This window comes from Limimaricola cinnabarinus, assembly GCF_047631075.1.
GTDB classification, from domain to species: Bacteria; Pseudomonadota; Alphaproteobacteria; order Rhodobacterales; family Rhodobacteraceae; genus Limimaricola; species Limimaricola cinnabarinus.
On sequence record NZ_JBLHYX010000001.1, the window covers coordinates 297,393 to 315,841 of the forward strand.

18 protein-coding genes are annotated in these 18,449 nt (G+C 68.7%); 5 read left to right on the plus strand and 13 right to left on the minus strand.

The genetic code is table 11. The annotated features are described in order from the left end of the window. Positions 1 to 36: 36 nt before the first annotated feature. From ACJASC_RS01565 to ACJASC_RS01600, 8 genes are all read right to left on the minus strand, one after another. A complete protein-coding gene (locus ACJASC_RS01565) occupies positions 37 to 1,032 on the minus strand; it encodes a BMP family lipoprotein (protein WP_415142954.1) in 996 nt (331 codons plus the stop codon). Between the two features lie 213 nt (positions 1,033 to 1,245). After that, positions 1,246 to 1,662, minus strand: coding sequence for a GNAT family N-acetyltransferase (locus ACJASC_RS01570; protein ID WP_415142956.1), 417 nt, complete (start codon positions 1,660 to 1,662; stop codon positions 1,246 to 1,248). Continuing rightward, entirely contained in the window at positions 1,659 to 2,237 is a 579-nt protein-coding gene (tsaB, locus tag ACJASC_RS01575) for a tRNA (adenosine(37)-N6)-threonylcarbamoyltransferase complex dimerization subunit type 1 TsaB (RefSeq protein ID WP_415142958.1), read from the minus strand. The genes ACJASC_RS01570 and tsaB overlap by 4 nt, the downstream gene beginning before the upstream one ends. After that, the gene (locus ACJASC_RS01580) at positions 2,237 to 2,806 is read right to left on the minus strand and encodes a NifU family protein (RefSeq protein WP_415142960.1); all 570 of its coding nucleotides are present in this window, start codon (positions 2,804 to 2,806) and stop codon (positions 2,237 to 2,239) included. Before ACJASC_RS01580 ends, tsaB begins: the two co-directional genes overlap by 1 nt. 92 nt (positions 2,807 to 2,898) lie before the next feature. After that, positions 2,899 to 3,354, minus strand: a complete 456-nt coding sequence (locus tag ACJASC_RS01585; protein ID WP_021693706.1) for a universal stress protein — start codon at positions 3,352 to 3,354, stop codon at positions 2,899 to 2,901. A 10-nt stretch (positions 3,355 to 3,364) separates the two neighbouring features. Then, positions 3,365 to 4,594, minus strand: a complete 1,230-nt coding sequence (locus tag ACJASC_RS01590; protein WP_415142964.1) for a hypothetical protein — start codon at positions 4,592 to 4,594, stop codon at positions 3,365 to 3,367. A 1-nt stretch (position 4,595) separates the two neighbouring features. After that, positions 4,596 to 5,459 carry a branched-chain amino acid aminotransferase gene (locus tag ACJASC_RS01595; protein ID WP_415142966.1) on the minus strand — a complete coding sequence of 288 codons (864 nt, stop codon included), beginning with the start codon at positions 5,457 to 5,459 and terminating at the stop codon, positions 4,596 to 4,598. A 97-nt stretch (positions 5,460 to 5,556) separates the two neighbouring features. Then, complete coding sequence (locus ACJASC_RS01600) at positions 5,557 to 6,039, minus strand: VOC family protein (protein WP_415142968.1); 483 nt, start codon at positions 6,037 to 6,039, stop codon at positions 5,557 to 5,559. A 188-nt stretch (positions 6,040 to 6,227) separates the two neighbouring features. Here ACJASC_RS01600 and ACJASC_RS01605 point away from each other — a divergent pair, with 188 nt between their 5' ends. Further along, entirely contained in the window at positions 6,228 to 6,782 is a 555-nt protein-coding gene (locus tag ACJASC_RS01605) for a L,D-transpeptidase (protein ID WP_021693710.1), read from the plus strand. 168 nt (positions 6,783 to 6,950) lie between these two features. On the opposite strand, the gene trpS is transcribed toward ACJASC_RS01605, so the two are convergent. Next, positions 6,951 to 7,967 carry a tryptophan--tRNA ligase gene (gene trpS / locus ACJASC_RS01610; RefSeq protein WP_415142970.1) on the minus strand — a complete coding sequence of 339 codons (1,017 nt, stop codon included), beginning with the start codon at positions 7,965 to 7,967 and terminating at the stop codon, positions 6,951 to 6,953. 77 nt (positions 7,968 to 8,044) lie between these two features. Here trpS and ACJASC_RS01615 point away from each other — a divergent pair, with 77 nt between their 5' ends. Next, positions 8,045 to 8,758, plus strand: coding sequence for a rhomboid family intramembrane serine protease (locus ACJASC_RS01615; protein ID WP_415142972.1), 714 nt, complete (start codon positions 8,045 to 8,047; stop codon positions 8,756 to 8,758). On the opposite strand, the gene murJ is transcribed toward ACJASC_RS01615, so the two are convergent. From murJ to ACJASC_RS01630, 3 genes are read right to left on the minus strand one after another with little or no spacing between them, the layout of a single operon-like run. Next, positions 8,755 to 10,341, minus strand: coding sequence for a murein biosynthesis integral membrane protein MurJ (murJ, locus tag ACJASC_RS01620; protein ID WP_021693712.1), 1,587 nt, complete (start codon positions 10,339 to 10,341; stop codon positions 8,755 to 8,757). The genes ACJASC_RS01615 and murJ overlap by 4 nt on opposite strands. Then, complete coding sequence (locus tag ACJASC_RS01625; protein ID WP_415142975.1) at positions 10,338 to 13,157, minus strand: [protein-PII] uridylyltransferase; 2,820 nt, start codon at positions 13,155 to 13,157, stop codon at positions 10,338 to 10,340. Before ACJASC_RS01625 ends, murJ begins: the two co-directional genes overlap by 4 nt. Beyond that, positions 13,117 to 14,301 (minus strand): ABC transporter substrate-binding protein, encoded by a 1,185-nt coding sequence (locus ACJASC_RS01630; RefSeq protein WP_415143057.1) that lies wholly within the window; start codon positions 14,299 to 14,301, stop codon positions 13,117 to 13,119. The genes ACJASC_RS01625 and ACJASC_RS01630 overlap by 41 nt, the downstream gene beginning before the upstream one ends. 109 nt (positions 14,302 to 14,410) lie before the next feature. Between ACJASC_RS01630 and rsmI the strand changes: the two genes are divergently transcribed. From rsmI to gshB, 3 genes are all read left to right on the plus strand, one after another. Beyond that, entirely contained in the window at positions 14,411 to 15,262 is an 852-nt protein-coding gene (gene rsmI, locus ACJASC_RS01635) for a 16S rRNA (cytidine(1402)-2'-O)-methyltransferase (RefSeq protein ID WP_415143059.1), read from the plus strand. 181 nt (positions 15,263 to 15,443) lie between these two features. Further along, positions 15,444 to 15,860 carry a YraN family protein gene (locus ACJASC_RS01640; RefSeq protein WP_021693717.1) on the plus strand — a complete coding sequence of 139 codons (417 nt, stop codon included), beginning with the start codon at positions 15,444 to 15,446 and terminating at the stop codon, positions 15,858 to 15,860. Positions 15,861 to 15,965: 105 nt separating this feature from the next. Then, positions 15,966 to 16,910 carry a glutathione synthase gene (gene gshB / locus ACJASC_RS01645; RefSeq protein ID WP_021693718.1) on the plus strand — a complete coding sequence of 315 codons (945 nt, stop codon included), beginning with the start codon at positions 15,966 to 15,968 and terminating at the stop codon, positions 16,908 to 16,910. Here the strand turns inward: gshB and ACJASC_RS01650 are convergent. Continuing rightward, a complete protein-coding gene (locus tag ACJASC_RS01650; RefSeq protein WP_415142977.1) occupies positions 16,907 to 18,418 on the minus strand; it encodes a YifB family Mg chelatase-like AAA ATPase in 1,512 nt (503 codons plus the stop codon). The two genes, gshB and ACJASC_RS01650, sit on opposite strands and share 4 nt — an antisense overlap. Positions 18,419 to 18,449 lie beyond the last annotated feature (31 nt).

An 18,449-nucleotide genomic window follows, 5' to 3' on the forward strand; every position in this document is an offset into this window, starting at 1 on the left:
GCGGCGCGGCCCCTCGTGTCATGCCCTGGGGGGCGATCAGAAGTCGAGCGAGGGGCAGCTCTCGTCGCTCATGTAGTCGTGCACCTCGATCTCGCCCGAGGCGATCTTGGTCTTGGCGTCCTCGACGGCGGCGGTCATCTCATCGGTGACGAGCGCCTCGTTGTGCTCATCGACGGCGATGCCGACGCCCTCGTTGTTGACGCCCATCACGTTGATGCCGGTCTCGACCTCGGTGCCCGCCTCGAAGGCCTCATAGACAGCGTTGTCCACGCGCTTGACCATCGAGGTCAGCACCTTGCCCGGCTGCAGGTAGTTCTGGTTGCTGTCGACGCCGATCGACAGGATGCCTTGATCGGCGGCGGTCTGCAGCACGCCGATGCCGGTGCCGCCCGCGGCGGCATAGATCACGTCCGCATCTTGCGAGATCTGCGCCTGGGTCAGCTCGGAGCCCTTCACGGGATCGTTCCAGGCCGAGGGGGTGGTGCCAGTCATGTTCGACAGGACGGTGATCTCGGGGTTCACCGACTGAGCGCCCTGGGCGTAGCCGCAGGCGAACTTGCGGATCAACGGGATGTCCATGCCGCCGATGAAGCCGACGGTGCCGCTCTCGGAGGCCATCGCGGCCATTTGGCCGACAAGGTAGGAGCCCTCATGCTCGTTGAAGATCACCGAGCGGACGTTGGGCTGGTCGACCACGCCGTCGATGATCACGAACTTGGTCTCGGGGTAGTCGGTGGCGATTTCCTCGAGCGGGGTCATGAACGAAAAGCCCACCGTGACGATCGGGTTGTTGCCGGCCTCGGCGAAACGGCGCAGCGCCTGCTCGCGCTGGGCGTCGGACTGCAGCTCGACTTCGGCATAGGAGTTGCCGGTTTCCTCGGCCCAGCGAGTGGCGCCGTTATGCGCACTTTCGTTGAAGGATTTGTCGAACTTTCCGCCCAGATCGTAGATCAGCGCCGGATCGGCCAGAGCCGCGCCTGCCGAGAGGGCCAGCACGGCGGAGGCGCCGAGGAATTTCGCGAAATGAGTCATCAATAGCTCCCTGTCAGGTCTCGGCACGGCCCCTGAGGGGCGACACGCGCCTACCGGTCATGCGCCGGCTCATGGCAGGATAAGGCAATGCGCAGCCCTCGGGGGTCAACTGATTTTTCCCTGATTTGCGCCAAGTCATCGGGGCTTTGAGGTGGCTTCGGGTGGCTTCGGGACGGCTTTGCCCACGCAAAAGGCGACTGACGCCGGGGCATCCTAACGCAGGGGGAGGGTGAGGATCAGCGCCGTCACCGGCGGCCGGTCGGGCCGGGAATAGTAGCCCCGTCTGCGGCCCGCCCGGACATAGCCCGCCGCCGCGTAGAGCGCACAGGCCGCCACGTTGTCCTCGGCCACCTCGAGAAAGGCCGTATCGGCCCCGGCAGCCCGCGCCGCGTCGTGGAACGCCTCCAACGCGGCGCGGGCGCGGCCCTGCCGGCGATGCCCGGGATGTGTGGCAAGCGTCACGATCTCGGCCTCGTCGAGCGTCACCCGCCCCAGAACGAAGCTTGCTGCGTCGCCCGACAGGATCGCGCCGGGGGCGGCGAGCAGCTCGGCGAACTCGGCCGCGCCCCAGTGACGCTCATCCGGAAAGGCCGCCGCATAGGTCTCGGCGAGGGCCCGCGGCTCGGTCATCCGATCAGCACGGGCGCGGGGTCGCGCGGCGGCGCGGCGTCGGCGGGGCGAACATAGAGCGGCGCCGGGCGCGGCTGGGGCGTCGCGGCGCGGCCGCACGCGATTTCGGCGATGGCGCGGACCAGCGGGTCCGCCTCGGGGGCGTGCAGCACCTCGCCCGCCTGCGCGGCGGGCGCGAGGGTGGGGGCTTCGGCCCCGTTCTCGGTCAGGCGCTGCAGCCACAGGTGGTCGCGCGGCGCGGGCAGGGCGACGGTGACGGGGCGCGGATGACCCAGTCCCGCCGCCTCGAAGCCCGACACGCCGATCGCCGGGATGCCCAGACCCAGCGCGAGGCCGCGCGCCGCAGAGACGCCGACCCGAAGCCCGGTGAAGTTGCCCGGCCCGCAGCCTACGCCGAGGGCTGCGAGATCGCTCCAGTCAAGGCCTTCGGCGGCGAGGATCTCTTCAAGGAAACCCATCAGCCGCTCGGCCTGTCCCTTGGCCATCGGCTCAACCCGGGCGACCACGCGGTCCCCCAGATGCAGCGCGGCCGCGCAATGCGCGGCCGAAGTGTCGAAGGCGAGAAGCGGTGTCATCAGGCGGCGACGGGCCGGACCTCGACCACTTCGGGGATGTAGTGGCGCAGCAGGTTCTCGATGCCCATCTTGAGCGTCAGCGTCGAGGAGGGGCAGCCCGCGCAGGCGCCTTGCATGTGCAGGTAGACGATGCCGCGATCAAAGCCGTGGAAGGTGATGTCGCCACCATCCTGCGCCACGGCGGGCCGCACGCGGGTGTCGAGTAATTCCTTGATTTGCTCGACGATGGCACCGTCCTCGCCTGTATGCTCGGCATGACCGCCCGAGGCGCTGTTCGAAGTGCCGTCGTCGATCGCCGGCGCGCCGGACTGGAAATGCTCCATCACAGCGCCGAGCACGGCGGGCTTGATGTGATCCCACTCGACCGCGTCGGTCTTGGTCACGGTCACGAAGTCCGAGCCGAGGAACACGCCCGCCACGCCGCCGGTCGCGAAGATGCGCTTGGCAAGCGGGCTCGACTGCGCGGCCTCCTCGGAGGGGAAGTCGGCCGTGCCCATCTCGAGCACGGTCTGCCCCGGCAGGAACTTCAGTGTCGCGGGGTTCGGCGTGGATTCGGTCTGGATGAACATCGGACCACCTTTCGTTTCAGGCTCCCGATATGCGCCTCGCAGGGCCCGAAGTCAAGATTTGGAACGGTTCTAAAAACCATTCGTCAGAGCTTTCAGGTAATCGCCTCCAGCCGCTCCTTGGAGATGTCGCCCGGCACGATGGTGATCGGCACCGGCAGGCTGCCCGCCTCGCGGGTGAGCTGGCTCACCAGCGGTCCCGGCCCCTTGCGGTCGTCCCCCGCGCCGAGCACCAGCACGCCGATCTCCGGGTCCTCGCGGATCTGGGCGAGGATCTCGGGCACCGCCTCGCCTTCGCGGATCACGAGGTCGGGATGCACGTTCTGGCGGTCGCGCATCCATTTCGCGAAGACCTCGAAATGGACTTCGATGCGCTCGCGCGCCTCGGCGCGCATGATCTCGCCCACGCCGACCCAATGGTTGAACTCGTCGGGGGGGATCACCGACAGGATTGTGACGCCGCCGCCGGTCTTGCCCGCGCGCATCGCGGCAAAGCGCATCGCGTTGAGGCATTCGCGGGTGTCGTCGAGGATCACGAGAAACTTGCGCATGGGCTCTCCGTCATTCCGCCGGAGTGTGGCCCAGCGAGGGGCGCGGCACAACGGGGCGGTGCACGACGGGGCGGCGCAGGGGCGGATCGGGGCGCAGGCGCGGCTGCGGCCGGGTCAAGGGAGGCTCGGCGCGCGGACGCGGCATGTCGGTGCGGGCATCGGCCCCGCGCGCCTGCGCCCGCACCGGTACGCGCAAAAGCGCCAGCACGAGGCGACCAAAGCGTTCCCCCAAGAAGATCAGCACCTGACCCGCGACCAGCCACAAGAGCGTCGCCGCCCCGATGGCGAGGTCCGACAGCCGCACCAGCGCGCGAAAGGCGCGGCCCTTGCCGAGAATGTCGAGCGTGGCGCGGGTGTCGGGTCCGGCGGCGTCCGACAGCCGCGCCAGCCGCCGCGCATCGGCGGCGTCGTCGACATGGCGCAGCATCAGCACCGCGTCGGTGAGCGAGGCATTCGCGGCAACGCGCCCCAGATCCGAGGCCAATTCACCCACCCGGGCGAGCTTCACCGGGTCGGCCACTTCGTCGAGGCCCGCCCTGCCCAAGGTGAGATCGTCGAGCCGATCCGGGCGGAAACCGACATCGGAGAGCAGCCGAAGTTCATCCGCGAAACGCGGGCTGACGGTGCCGAGCCGCCGTGCCAGCCGCAGCGAGGTCGCCCCCACCTTGACCGTGGCGCTGGTGCCGCCTGAGGCCAGCACCAGACCGGTGGCCCCGAGGCCCACACCCGCCAGCGCCACCTCGATCCGGTCGATCTCCTCGCCCGCGATCCCGGCCTGTGCCGCGCGGCGCAGCGCGTTGAGATCGCCAAGCGGCGTCATCTCGACCGTGACGCCGCACATCGCCAGTAGCGTCACGCGCGGGCAGGCGGTGATGTCGGCGGCACAGACCGCGCAGTCGCGCACCGCCGCCAGCGCCCCGGTCTCTTGCGCCTCGAGCGCCTGCATCCGGCCCAAAAGGGCGGGCGAGGGCGCGATGCCGTGTCGTCCGCCCACCGCCGAGACCATGCGCATCGCGTCGAGATCCTCGGCCAGAAGCGCGCGGTCCATCTCGGCCATGTACCATTCCGGCGTCACCTCACGCGCCAAGGCCGCACGCAGCTCCAGCGCCACCGCCTCGGTGGTGCGCTCCAGATAGGGCGCGGCGAAGGGGTTTTGCGACAGCAAGAGCGCCAGCGCCACAGCGCTCAGCGCGAAGGGCAAGAACGCCAGCAGCCGGTCGATGGCGCGCCAGAGCCGCATCTCAGCCCGCCGCCGCCGCCCAGTCCCAGTACATCTCGCGCACCCGCTTCGTGACCGGGCCGATGGGATAGGCCGTGTCGTCGAAGGCGGTGACAGGCGTGACCTTGTGCATGTTGCCCGACAAGAACACCTCGTCGGCGGCATGCACGTCGGCGAAGGACATCGTGACCTCGTGCACCTTCACCCCGTCGGCGCGCAGGTTGGCGATGTGGCGCGCGCGGGTGATGCCCGCGAGAAAGGTGCCGTTGGGGATCGGCGTGAACACCTCGTCATCCTTGACGACAAAGACGTTGGAGCTGGCGCTTTCGGCGACATTGCCCAGCGCGTCGGCCGCCAGAGCGTTGCCAAAGCCCTTGGCGCGCGCCTCGGCGATCATCCGGGCGTTGTTGGGGTAGAGGCAGCCCGCCTTGGCGTTGACCACCGCGTCCTCCATCACCGGGCGGCGAAAGCGCGTGGTGGTGAGCGTCGTCGCGGCATCGGGCGGCGCCATCGGGATCGCCTCGAGCGCCACGGCAAAGCCGGTCGCGCCCTCCTTGGGCAGGATGCCCAAGGGGCCGCCATCAAGCGCCCAGTACATCGGGCGGATGTAGATCGCGGCATCCTTGGGGCAGGCGGCCAGCCCCTCGCGGACGATGCCGACCATCTCCTGTGTCGAGACGGTGGGGGTGATCATCAGCGCCTCGGCCGAGGCATTGGCCCGCGCGCAATGCTTGTCGAGGTCGGGCGCGAGCCCGTGCGCGTAACGCGCGCCATCGAACACGGTCGTGCCGAGCCACGCCCCGTGGTCGGAGGCGCGGATCACCGCGATGTCGCCTTCGTGCCAGCGCCCCTCGTGATAGGTCCGGATATCGGTGCCCGTGGCCATGCCTGTCCTCCAGTTTGGGGCGCAGGCTAGGCCGATGGCGCAGGGCGGTCGAGAGGCGGCGGCGCTCCGGCGCGCCGCAACGGTCGGGGCGTTGCGCTCAAGCCTCGGCCAGCAGCGCGCCCAGATCGAACCGGGCATTGGTCATCGAAAGCCCGCCCTCGGCGTCGCGCGGCCAATCGGCTTCGGCGCGGTCGCGGTAGATTTCGACCCCGTTGCCGTCGGGATCGCGGAAATAGATCGCCTCGCTCACCCCGTGATCGGCCGCGCCGTCGATCTCGACTCCAGCCTCGATCGCTCGCCTCAGGGCCCGCGCCAGCGACCTGCGGTCGGGGTAGAGGACCGCAGTGTGGTAGAGGCCGGTATGGCCCGGCGGCGGCGGCGCGGCGCCAAGGCTCTCCCAAGTGTTGAGACCGATATGATGGTGATAGCCCCCCGCAGAGAGGAAGGCCGCGCCGGGGCCGTAGCGCTGCATCACCTCGAAGCCCAGCACGCCGCCATAAAAGGCGATGGCGCGGTCGAGATCGGCGACCCGCAGGTGCACGTGGCCGATACGGGTGGCGGCGGGGGCGATCTGGGTCATGGCGGCGGCACTCCGGGTAGGGGCGGTACATCACCAAGATAGGGACCGGCAGGCCTCGGCGTCAGTCACCAGTTTCGCACGGCATCGGTGCAACAACGCGAAACCCCGATGCGGCACCTCGCGCCGTCGTGAGTTGATCCTCCCGCGCGGGAAGGGGGAAGGGAGGGCAAAACAGATCAGGAGACCTCATGACCCAGACCCGACGCAGCTTTCTTGCGACCGGCACCGCCGCCGGCCTCGTCACGCTCGCCGCTCCCGCCATCGCGGCCCAAGGCGCGGTGCAGCGCAACGTCTCGGCGCTTCAGAGGATCGACTGGCGCGATCATTTCGACGCGCTGGGCAGGGGTGTCATCGTCGCCGACACCAAGGCCCGCGCCGTGCATTTCTGGGGCGGTGACGGGGAGACCTACCGGCTCTATCCTTCTTCGGTTCCCGTGAGCGAAGAACTCACCCGGCTCGGCTATACCGAGGTAGTGCGCAAGGTGGAGGGCCCGACATGGACCCCGACGCCCTCGATGCGCGAGCGCGACCCTTCGCTTCCGGCGGTGGTGCCCGCGGGCCCCGGCAACCCGCTGGGCACCCATGCGCTCTACCTCTCGTGGCAATATTATCGGATTCACGGCACCCATGACACGCGCAAGATCGGCCGACCTTCCTCGGATGGCTGCATCGGTCTTTACAACGAACACATCGCCAAGCTCTTCGCGCTGGTCGAGACCGGCACGCAGGTGCGGCTGATCTGAGCCGATGCGACGGAAGGGGACTGCGCTCCCCTTCCGCCCCTGTCCGGGACGCAAGCGCCGAGGCGGCCCGTTTCCGCCCCGGTGCCCTGTCGCCTTGAGAAAACGGTGATGGGAGCCGTGCTGTAGCCTAGCCGGAGTGGGCAGGGCGCGTAGCGCCCCGCCCGTGGCTCAGCGGACGAGGCCCATGATCTCGGAGGTCTTGGCGACGATCGGATCGGCGATGGCGCGGGCGCGATCGGCGCCGCGGGCCATGATCCGGTCGATCTCGGCCGGGTCGTCCATTAGCCGCGCCATCTCCGACGAGATCGGGGCGAGCTTCTCGACTGCCAGATCGGCGAGGGCGGGTTTGAACTGGCCCCAGCCCGCGCCGCCATGCTCGGCGATCACCGCTTCGGCCGTCACCCCCGACAGGCCCGCGTAGATATCCACGAGGTTCTTGGCCTCGGCGCGATCCTTCAACTCGTCGAGATTGTCGGGCAGGGGCGCGGGGTCGGTGCGGGCCTTCTTGAACTTCTTGGCGATGGTGTCGGCGTCATCGGTCATGTTGATCCGCTCCATGTCGCTCTCGCCCGACTTCGACATCTTCTTGGTGCCGTCGCGCAGGTTCATCACCCGCATCGCCGGCCCCTCGATCACCGGGGTGGTGAGCGGGAAGAAGTCGGTCTTGTAGTCGTGGTTGAACTTGGCCGCGATGTCGCGGGTCAGCTCGACATGCTGCTTCTGGTCGTCGCCCACCGGCACGTGGGTGGCGTGATAGGCGAGGATGTCGGCGGCCATCAGCGACGGATAGGCATAAAGCCCGAGGCTCTGCTTCTCGGCGTTCTTGCCCGCCTTTTCCTTGAACTGGGTCATCCGGTTCATCCAGCCCATCCGCGCGACGCAGTTGAACAGCCAGCCCAGTTCGGCATGGGCCGAGACGCGGGACTGGTTGAACAGGATGGATTTCTCCGGATCGATCCCCGAGGCGAGGTAGCCCGCCGCCACTTCGCGGGTGGCACGGCGCAGCTCCTCCGGCTCCTGCCAGACGGTGATGGCATGCAGGTCCACGACGCAGAAAATCGTCTCGAATTCACCGCCCTGCATCTCGACAAAGCGCTTGATCGCGCCGAGATAGTTGCCGAGCGTGAGGCCGCCCGAAGGCTTGATGCCCGAAAAGACGCGGGGGGCGAACGTGGTGTCGGTCATGGCGCGTGTCCTGCTGGAAACCGGGTGGCATTCCGATTAGCCATGCCCCCTGTCGAGGTCAACCGAAGGGGACGAACATGCGACCGCAGGGATACTACCCGAGACCCGATCCGAACCACTCCCCGATCGAGGGCCCCTTCGGCACGCTGCCGCCGCTGATCGTGGTGCTGGCGCTGGTCATGGCTGGCATCGAGGCGGTGCTGTCGCTCGGGGCCACCGGGCTCGTTGGCGGGCCACAGGCCGTGGGCTGGCGCATCGGCGCGATCGAGGGCTACGGGTTTTCCGCCGCCGTGCTCGACCGGCTGGCGCTGCGCTGGGACTGGGGCCTCGCCTCGCGTTTGCTGAGCTACCCTTTCGTGCATCTCAGCCTGACTCACGCGCTCTTTGCGGTGGCGCTGCTTCTGGCGCTCGGCAAGTTCGTGGGCGAGGTGCTGCACCCGGTCGCGCTGGGCCTGCTGCTGGCGGCCACGACCATTACGGGGGCCATCGCCTTCGGGGTCTTCACCTCGACCAACTACCCGCTGGCCGGGGCCTACCCGGCGGTCTACGGGCTGATCGGCGGCTTCACCTATCTGATGTGGCTGCAACTCGGGCGCGCCGGGTCGAACCGGCTGGCGGCGTTCCGGCTGATCGGCGTGCTCCTGGCGCTGCAGCTGGTGTTCGGGCTGATGTTCGGCGCCGACCCCGCATGGGTGGCCGACGCCGCAGGCTTCGTGACGGGGCTGGTGTTGTCGCCGCTTTTGGCACCGGGCGGCGCGCGCGGGTTCCTCGCGCGGATGCGGACGCGTTAGCGCCGCACCGCGCGGCGGAACTCGGCGAGGCGGAACGCCCCCAGAAGCTGGCCGAAGCCGAAATAGCCCAGCATCCCGATCGCCACGAGGACGGCCAGCGCGAGGTAGCGCACCGTCGGCGTGGCGAGGAACGGGCCCAGGAGCGCCGCGCAGCCCAGGAGCAGCACCCCCATCAGCGCCGATGCGCCGCAGATCCGCCACAGCCGGTGACGGAAGCGGTCGTCCCATTGCGAGGCCACCCCCATCCCGCGCGAGCCGCGCCACAGCAGCCAGACCATGGCCCAGCCCGCCAGCGTCGTGCCGAGAGCGGCGGCGATGAAGCCGATCACCGGAGCGAGGCCCACGGCCACCACCACGTTCACCACCATCGCCACGAGCGCGTAGCGGAACGGGCTCTTGGTGTCCTCGCGCGCGAAGAACAGCGGTTGCAGCGATTTTTGCAGCACGAAGGCGGGCAGGCCCACGCCATAGACCGCGACGGTAAGCGCGGTCGCCATGGTGTCGTCGGTGGTGAAGGCGCCGCGCTCGAACAGCACCGAGACCAGCGGGACGGGGATCACCACCAGCGCCACGGCAGCGGGGATGGTGAGCGCGAGGCTCATCTCGGCGGCGCGGTTGAAGGCGTCGCGGCCGCCGGTCTCGTCGCCCGCCCGCAGCCGGCGCGACAGATCGGGCAGCAACACCACGCCCACGGCGATACCGACCACGCCCAAGGGCAGCTGGTAAAGGCGGTCGGCATAGTTGAGCCAGGCAACCGCGCCTTCGAAGAAGCTGGCCACCTGCCGACCGACCAACAGGTTGATCTGCACCACACCGCCCGCCAGGGCCGCAGGGGCCGCGATGGCGGCAAGCTTCCACAGGTCGGGCGACATGCGCGGCCAGCCCCAGCGCAGGTGGAAGCCCGCGCGCTTGGCAGCCCACCACACGAGGAAGAGCTGCACCAGACCCGCGAAGGGCACTGACAGCGCCAGCGTGTCGCCCACCCGGAGCCCGAGCGCCCGGTCGATGCCGAGCCCGAGGCTCTCGGAGGGATCGCGACCCAGCGCCGCGCCCACCAGCACCGCGAGGATGAACACGATGTTCAAGAGCACCGGCGCCGCGGCGGCGGCGACGAAGCGGCCGGTGGCGTTGAGCACGCCGGAGGCCAGCGCGGCGAGCGAGATGAACAGGATGTAGGGAAAGGCGAGGCGGCCGTATTCGACCGCAAGGTCGAACCGCTCGTCGCCCGCAAAGCCCGACGCCATGAGCAGCACCAGCCCCGGCATTGCCACCACGCCGATCACCGTGAACACGGTGAGGATGAAGGCCATGCCGACCCACGCCTCCTGCGCGAAGCCCGCCGCGTCCTCCTCACCCTCGAGCTTTTTCGAGAACATCGGCACGAAGGCCATGTTGAATGCGCCCTCGGCGAAGAAGCGGCGGAACATGTTGGGCAGCGAGAAGGCGACGAGGAAGGCCTCGGCCACCGGGCCCGCGCCGAGATAGCCCGCGATCATGATGTCGCGCGCGAATCCGAAGACGCGGGACAGCAGGGTCCAGATGCCGACGGTGAGAAAGCCCTGCACCAAGCGGATGGGCTTCAAGACACGGCCCTCCGCGCGCCCGCTTCGATGGCCTCGCGCAGCCGTCGTTCGAGCGCGCGCTGCTTCGACTCAGAATGGTATTTCAATCCGAACATGTCCTTGACGTAGAAGGTATCGACCGCCTGCTCCCCATAGGTCGCGATGACGGCGGAGGAAATATAGACATTCGCGGCGGCCAGCGTCCGGGTCAGGTCATAGAGCAGGCCGGGCCGGTCACGGGTGTCGACCTCGATGATGGTGAAGATCTCCGAGCCGTCATTGTCGAAGGCGATCGAGGTGGGCACGCGGAAGGCGCGCTCGCGCTTGCGGATCTTGTCGCGGTCCTTGATCGCGTCGCGCGTCACGACCTCGCCGCGCAGCGTCTTGCCGATCATCTGCTCAAGCCGGGGCAGGCGGGCCTGCTCGTAGGGATGCCCCTCGGCGTCCTGTATCCAGAACACGGCCGTGCACAGCCCGTCCTTGGCGGTATAGGTGCGCGCGTCGACGATATTGGCGCCCACAAGCGCCAGCGCGCCCGTGAGCCGCGAGAACAGCCCCGGATGGTCGGTGGTGGCAAAGCTCACCCGCGTGGCGTCGCGATCGGCATCGAGCATGAGGTCGGTGCGGATCTCGTTGGTGCCGAGCCCGCGCAGCAGATGCGCGAAGCGGACATGCTCGTCGAGCGGCAGGCCTTGCCAGTAGGGGCCGTAATGACGGCTGGTCTCCGCGCGCAGCTCGGCCTGCGGCCAGTCCGACAGGGCCTCGCGCAGCGCTTTCTTGGCCTCGGTTTCGCGGGCGCCGCGGCTCAGATCCTCGAGCCCGGTGGCGAGCGCCTCCTCGGTGGCGGTGTAGAGGCTGCGCAGCAGCATCGCCTTCCAGTTGTTCCACGTGCCGGGGCCGACGCCGCGGATGTCGCAGACGGTCAGCACGCACAAAAGGTCGAGCCGCTCCTTGGTTTTCACCGCGCGGGCGAAATCGCGCACCGTGCGCGGCTCGGAGATGTCGCGCTTCTGCGCCATGTCCGACATCAGAAGGTGATGGCGCACCAGCCATTCGACCGTCTCGCTTTCCTTGCGATTGAGCCCCAGCCTCGGCGCCACCCGCCGGACGATCTGTGCGCCGAGCACCGAATGGTCCTCGTCGCGGCCCTTGCCGATGTCGTGCAGCAGCAGCGCCACGTAGAGCACCTTGCGGTTCACCCCGGCTTTCAGGATCGAGGAGGCCACGGGGAGCTCCTCGACGAGCTCCTCGCGCTCGATCTGCGCCAAGGTCGAGATGCATTGGATCGTGTGCTCGTCGACCGTGTAGTGGTGATACATGTTGAACTGCATCATCGCGACGATCGGCGCGAATTCAGGCAGGAAGGCCGCGAGAAGGCCCAGCTCGTTCATCCGGCGCAGCGCCCGCTCCGGGTTGCCGCGCCGGATCATCAGGTCGAGGAAGATCCGGTTGGCCTCCCGGTCCTCGCGCAGCTTCGCGTCGATCAGATGCAGGTTGGCCGAGATCAGCCGCATCGCGTCGGGATGCAGCAGGTGGCCGGTGCGCAGGCTTTCGTCGAAGATCCGGAGCAGGTTCACCGGATCAGCAAGAAACGCCGTCTCGTCCGCCACGTCGAGCCGGTTGTGCACGATGCGGTAGGGCGGGCGAGCGCGCTTGCGCCGCGCCAGAAGCCGGGTCAGCATCGGCTCGGACTTCAGATGCGTGGCCTCCTGTGCGGTTAGGAAGATGCGGGTCAGCTCGCCCACGCGGGTGGCATGGCGAAAGTAGTCCTGCATGAAATGCTCGACCGCGCGGCGGCCACCGCCATCGACATAGCCCATCCGCTCGGCCACCTCGACCTGCATGTCGAAGGTGAGCTGGTCCATTGCCCGGTTGGTGACCAGATGCAGGTGGCAGCGCACCGCCCAGAGAAAATCCTCTGCGCGCACGAACTCGGCGTATTCCTCATCGGTGAAGACGCCTTGCCCCACGAGCTCGGCCGCGTCCTGCACGCCGTAGACGTATTTGCCGATCCAGTAGAGCGATTGCAGGTCGCGCAAGCCGCCCTTGCCCTCCTTGACGTTGGGCTCGACCACATATCTCTGGCCGCCCTGCTTGAGGTGGCGCGTGTCGCGCTCGGCAAGCTTGGCGGTGATGAATTCGGGCGCGGTGGCGCGGAACAGCTCGGTCCAGAGCCGCTCGCGCAGGGAAGCGGCGAGCGCGGGATCGCCCGCGAGGCGGCGGCATTCGATGAGCGAGGTGCGGATCGTGAAATCCTCCTTCGCCAGCCGCAGGCAGTCCTTCACGGTGCGGCTCGCATGGCCGACCTTCAGCTTGAGATCCCACAGCATGTAGAGCATCGATTCGATGACGCTCTCGGCCCATGGGGTGATCTTCCACGGCGTCAGGAAAAGCAGGTCGACGTCCGAATGCGGCGCCATCTCGCCGCGCCCGTAGCCTCCGACGCCAAGGAGCGACAGCCGCTCGCCCTCGGTCGGGTTGTGGAGCGGGTGCAGCTCGCGCGCCACGTCGAAGCAGGCCGTGACGACGCGGTCGGTCAGCCAGGCATAGGCACGGGTCGCGGGGCGCGCGGCGAAGGGGCGCGTGGCAAAGGCCTTCGCGATCGCGTCGCGCCCCTCGCGGCGGGCTTCGGACAACACCGTGACGGCCGCGCGGCGCATGGCCATGGGGTCATCCAGCCCGGCCATCGCCTCGCCGAGCATTCGCGACACCTTTTCGGCGTCGAATATGTCGCGCGCCGGAAGGATCAGATCCTCCGGCGCGTCGGTCGTGTCGGGCTTCGCGTAGGGCGGGGTCTTAGAGACCGGCGCCGCGGAAGCTTGTGGGAGCAGGGTCAAGGATAACCACCTGGTTGTTGCGGATCGTGGCGACGGCGAGGCCACGCTGGTTGGTGCCGTTGGACAGCAGCCGGAAGATCCCCGAGGTGCCCTTGAAGCCTTGGCTGGTGACGAGGGCGTTGCGGGTCAGCGCATCGGCCCGGCCAGTGGCGGCCAGCGCACCGATGGCGGCGATGCCGTCATAGGCGAGACCAGCGAGAGGATGCGGCTGCGCGCCATAGGTCGACGAATAGCGCTGTTCGAAGGCGCGGGTGCGGGCGGTGTCAGGCACGGCGAAGAGACCGTTCTGCAGCCCCGGCAGCGTCAGCGCCTGCGGCGCTGCGTCCCAGCGGGTGAGACCCAGCATCCGCGCCTGCTGCGGCGTGACGCCCGCCTTGTTGAGCGCGTTGGCGAGAATCGGCAGGTCGGCATTGACGCCGGCTGTGGTGAAGACGCCGGTGGCACCGGTGCCGCGCACCGTCTCGGCAACGCGGGGGGCGGCGGATTGCACGCCGGCCTGGCTCAGCTCGTAGGCTTGGGTGCCCGCGACGGCGCCGCCGGAGCTTTTGACGGCGTTGACGATGCTGTCGCGGCCGATCACGCCCTGAAGGTCGTTGCCATAGGCGACGACATAGCGGTCGATGCCGTTGGCACGGCCATATTGCACCAACCGCGTGGCGGCGCTGGAGAAGGTCGGCCCGAGGATGAAGACGTTGCCGCCTGCGATGGTCGGGTTGTTCGAGAAGGCCAGGACGTTCACGCCCTGATCGGCCACCGCGACGCCTGCCGCGTTGGCGGCCTCGGCATAGAGCGGCCCGAGGATGATCTGCGCGCCTTCGGCCACGGCGGTGGTCGCGGCCCGCGCGGCGCGGGCGGGGTCGCCGGCGGTCGGATAGACCTTCATGTCGATTTCGACATTGCCGAGATCGGCGATGGCGAGGCGGGCAGCGTTCTCGAGGTTGGAGGCGAGCAGCGCGTCGCTCTGCGAGGAGGAGCCCGCGGGCACCAGAAGCGCCACCTTCACCGGCGCGCCGGGGGTGACGCGCTGGGCGTCCGAAACGGGGCCGGTCGCCACGATCGGCTGACATGCGGCAAGCCAGAGGATGGAGAACAGGGCGAGAAGTCGGGCCGCGGCCTTGCGGGGCTGCGTCAAACGGGCGAACATGGGCATCACTTTCTCCGGCACAGGCGCGGGGCAGGTTCGCGACCAATCATAAACCGGGGCGGGCAAGGGTCCAGTGACGAATTTCGAAACCAGGCCGGTTGCACCGGGGCTGCACTTCGTGGCGACCCCGATCGGGACCGCCCGCGATATCACGCTGCGCGCGCTCGACCTTCTCGCCAGTGCCGACGCGCTGGCGGCCGAGGACACGCGCACGCTTCGCAAGCTCATGGAAATCCACGGCGTTCCGCTCAATGGTCGGCCTTTGCTCGCCTATCACGATCACTCCGGCGCGCAGGGCCGGGCGCGCATCCTCGCGGTGCTCGAACGCGGCGGATCGGTCGCCTATGTTTCCGAGGCCGGTACGCCGCTTGTCGCCGATCCGGGCTATGCGCTGGGCCGCGCCGCAATCGCGGGGGGGCACAAGGTGCTGGCCGCCCCCGGTGCCTCGGCCGTGCTGGCGGCGCTCGCCGTCTCGGGTCTGCCGAGCGACCGCTTCGCCTTCGCGGGCTTCCTGCCGCCCGCCAAGACCCAACGCGAAACCGAAATCGCGTCGCTGAGATCACTGCCCTTCACGCTGGTGCTCTACGAAAGCCCTAAGCGCGTTCACGAATTGTTAGCCTCCTTGCGCGATGTTCTGGGTGGGGAACGACCCGTGGCGCTGTGCAGGGAACTGACCAAGCGGTTCGAGGAGGTGATCCGCGGCACCGCGGCAGAGGTCTGTGACGCGATCGAAGGGCGCACGCTCAAGGGCGAGGTGGTCGTTCTCGTGGGGCGGGCCGAGACCGAGGAGGTCACGGGTGCCGATCTGGAAACCGCCTTGCGCGAGGCGATGCGCAACATGCGCGTGAAAGACGCGGCAACTGTTGTGGCTGGCGCGCTGGGCTTGCCGCGGCGCGAGGTCTATCAGGCGGCGCTGGCGCTGGGAAAAGGGTCGGATGATGCAGATGGAGATGCGACTTGAGGGCGGCCGAGCACTGACCGCGAGACCGACCCGGCGGATGGCTGCCCAATCGGATCCCCCGTCACCGATCGATGACGGGACGCTTCAACCAGAGCAGGGCTTCGACGGCGATCCGCTGAATGCGCGGAGTTTCTCTGGCGGGGTACGCGGCACGGTGACGCTCCGAGGCGAGGAGCATGGAATGCAAGTACGGCCAAGCACCACGTGCAAGACGCCCCCAAAGGCGACGTCGCTTCGCGCCGAACGGGGCAGGCGCGGGTACCACACGGGCCTTGCCGCCGAAGACATCGTCGCACGCCATTATGCGCAGGACGGACATGTCATCGAGGCGCGGCGCTGGCGCGGCCCGGGCGGCGAGGTCGACATGATCATCCGCGAAGGCGCGCGGCTTGTCTTCGTCGAGGTCAAGGCGAGCCGCAGCTTTGACGCCGCAATCGCCCATCTCACCCGTCGGCAGATGGATCGCATCTGCCGCTCCGCCGAAGCCTATTGTGGCGAGGCCCCCGACGGGCTGATGACCGAGATGCGCTTCGATCTGGCGCTGGTGGACGGGCGCGGTGCGGTGCGCGTCATCGAAAACGCCTTCGACGGCGGGTGATTTCGCCAGAGGGCCTGTGCGCCGGGGCGCAGGTCCCGCGCATTGCGAAGACCGCGCGCATCGGGCATGGATCGGGAACCGCGTCCCCAGCGAAAGATCGCCGCCATGCCGAAAGCCCTCAAGGTCGCCCTCCAGATGGACCCGATCGCAAGCGTCAACATCGACGCCGACACCACCTTTCGCATCGGCGAGGAGGCGCAGGCGCGCGGTCACGAGCTGTTCTACTACACCCCCGACCGCCTCGCCTTTCAGGAAGGGCGGGTGACGGCGCGCGGCTGGCCGCTGGAGCTGCGCCGCGAGAAGGGCAATCATTACAGCCTTGGCGCGGAACAGGAGGTCGATCTCTCGACCTTCGACGTGGTCTGGCTGCGCCAGGACCCGCCCTTCGACATGGGTTACATCACCACCACGCATCTGCTGGACATGATCCATCCGAAAACGCTGGTGGTGAACGACCCCTTCTGGGTCCGCAACTACCCCGAAAAGCTGCTGGTCCTGACCTTCCCTGACCTGACGCCGCCGACCGCCATCGCCCGCGATCTGACGACGCTGCGGGCCTTCCGCGACAGGCATGGCGACATCATCCTCAAGCCGCTCTACGGCAATGGCGGAGCAGGGGTGTTCAAGCTGCACAGCCAGGACGGCAACCTCGCCTCGCTGCACGAGATGTTCTCGGGCATCAACCGCGAGCCTTTGATCGTGCAGAAGTTCCTGCCCGACGTGACCCGTGGCGACAAGCGTGTGCTGCTCGTTGATGGCGAGCCGGTCGGCGCGATCAACCGGGTGCCCGCCAAGGGCGAGACCCGTTCGAACATGCATGTCGGCGGCCGTCCCGAAAAGGTCGAGCTGACAGCGCGCGACCGCGAGATCTGCACGAAGATTGGCCCGCTTCTCAGGGATAAGGGCCAGATCCTCGTCGGCATCGACGTGATCGGCGACTGGCTCACCGAGATCAACGTCACCTCGCCCACCGGCATCCAGGAGCTCGAACGCTTCGACGGCATCAACGTCGCGGCCAGGATATGGGAAGCGATCGAGGCGAAGCTCTAGGCTTCCCGCCCCAGCGCAAGGCGGTAACCTACCGCTTCGGCCACGTGACCGCGGCGGACCGATCCCGATCCATCGAGATCGGCGATGGTCCGCGCCACCCGCAGCACGCGGTGGTAGCCGCGCGCCGACAGGCCGAACCGCTCGGCCACGCGCAGCAGCAATGCGCGCCCCTCCGCGTCGGGGGCCGCCACCTCCTCCAGAAGCCGCCCCTCGGCATCGGCGTTGACCCGCGCGTCGGTCTCGGCAAAGCGCGCCGTCTGGATCTCGCGCGCCGCGGCGACGCGCAGCGCCACCTCCCTCGATCCCTCTGGCGGCTCGGGCAGGTCGAGATCGGTGAAGGCGACGGGCGGCACTTCGACCCGCAAATCGATGCGGTCCATCAACGGACCCGAGATGCGCCCGAGATAGTCTTCGCCGCAGCCGGGCGCGCGGGCGCAGGCGCGAGCAGGGTCCGAAAGATAGCCGCAGCGGCAGGGGTTGGCGGCGGCGATCAGCAGGAACCGGCAGGGATAGCGCAGATGCGCATTGGCGCGGGCGACCACGACCTCGCCGGTCTCGATCGGCTGGCGCAGGGTTTCCAGCACGGTGCGCGGAAACTCGGGCAGCTCGTCCATGAACAGCACGCCGTTATGCGCGAGGCTGATCTCGCCCGGCTTGGCGCCGCGGCCGCCGCCCGCGATGGCGGCGATCGACGCAGTGTGGTGCGGCTCGCGAAAGGGCCGCGCGCGGCTGATGCCCCCCTCCGTGAGAAGCCCCGAGACCGAATGGATCATCGAGGTTTCCAGCGCCTCGACCGGCGAGAGCGGCGGCAGGAGGCCGGGAAGGCGCGCGGCCAGCATCGATTTGCCCGAACCGGGCGTGCCGACCAGCAACAGGTGGTGCCGCCCCGCTGCGGCGATCTCGAGCGCCCGCTTAGCGCGCTCCTGTCCCTTGACGTCGCGCAGGTCGCGCAGTGCGGGGCCCGAGGCGGTCAGCCCCGCCTGCGCGGGCTCGAGGATCTGTTGCCCGGTGAAGTGCCGGATCGCGCGGGCGAGCGACGGGGCCGCGATCACCTCCACCGCTTCGACCCAGGCGGCCTCGGCGCCGCAGGTTGCGGGGCAGAGCAGGCGGCGTCCTTCCTCGGCGGCGGCCATGGCGGCGGGCAGCGCGCCGATGACCGGCACCAGATCACCCGAGAGCGACAGTTCGCCCAAGGCGACGGTGGCGGCGATGTCCTCCTCGGGCAGCACCTCGATCGCGGCGAGTAGCGCCAGCGCGATCGGCAGGTCGAAATGGGATCCCTCCTTGGGCAGGTCGGCGGGCGACAGGTTCACCGTCACCTTCTTGGACGGCAGCGCGATGGAAAGGGCCGAGAGCGCCGCGCGCACCCTCTCTCGCGCCTCGCTCACCGCCTTGTCGGGCAGGCCGACGATGGTGAAGCCCGGCATCCCGGCTGTCACGGCACATTGCACCTCGACCAGCCGGGCCTCCACGCCTTCGAAGGCGACCGTGTAGGCCCGCGCCACCATGTCCGTGCTCCCTGTCCTGACCGAAAGGCTG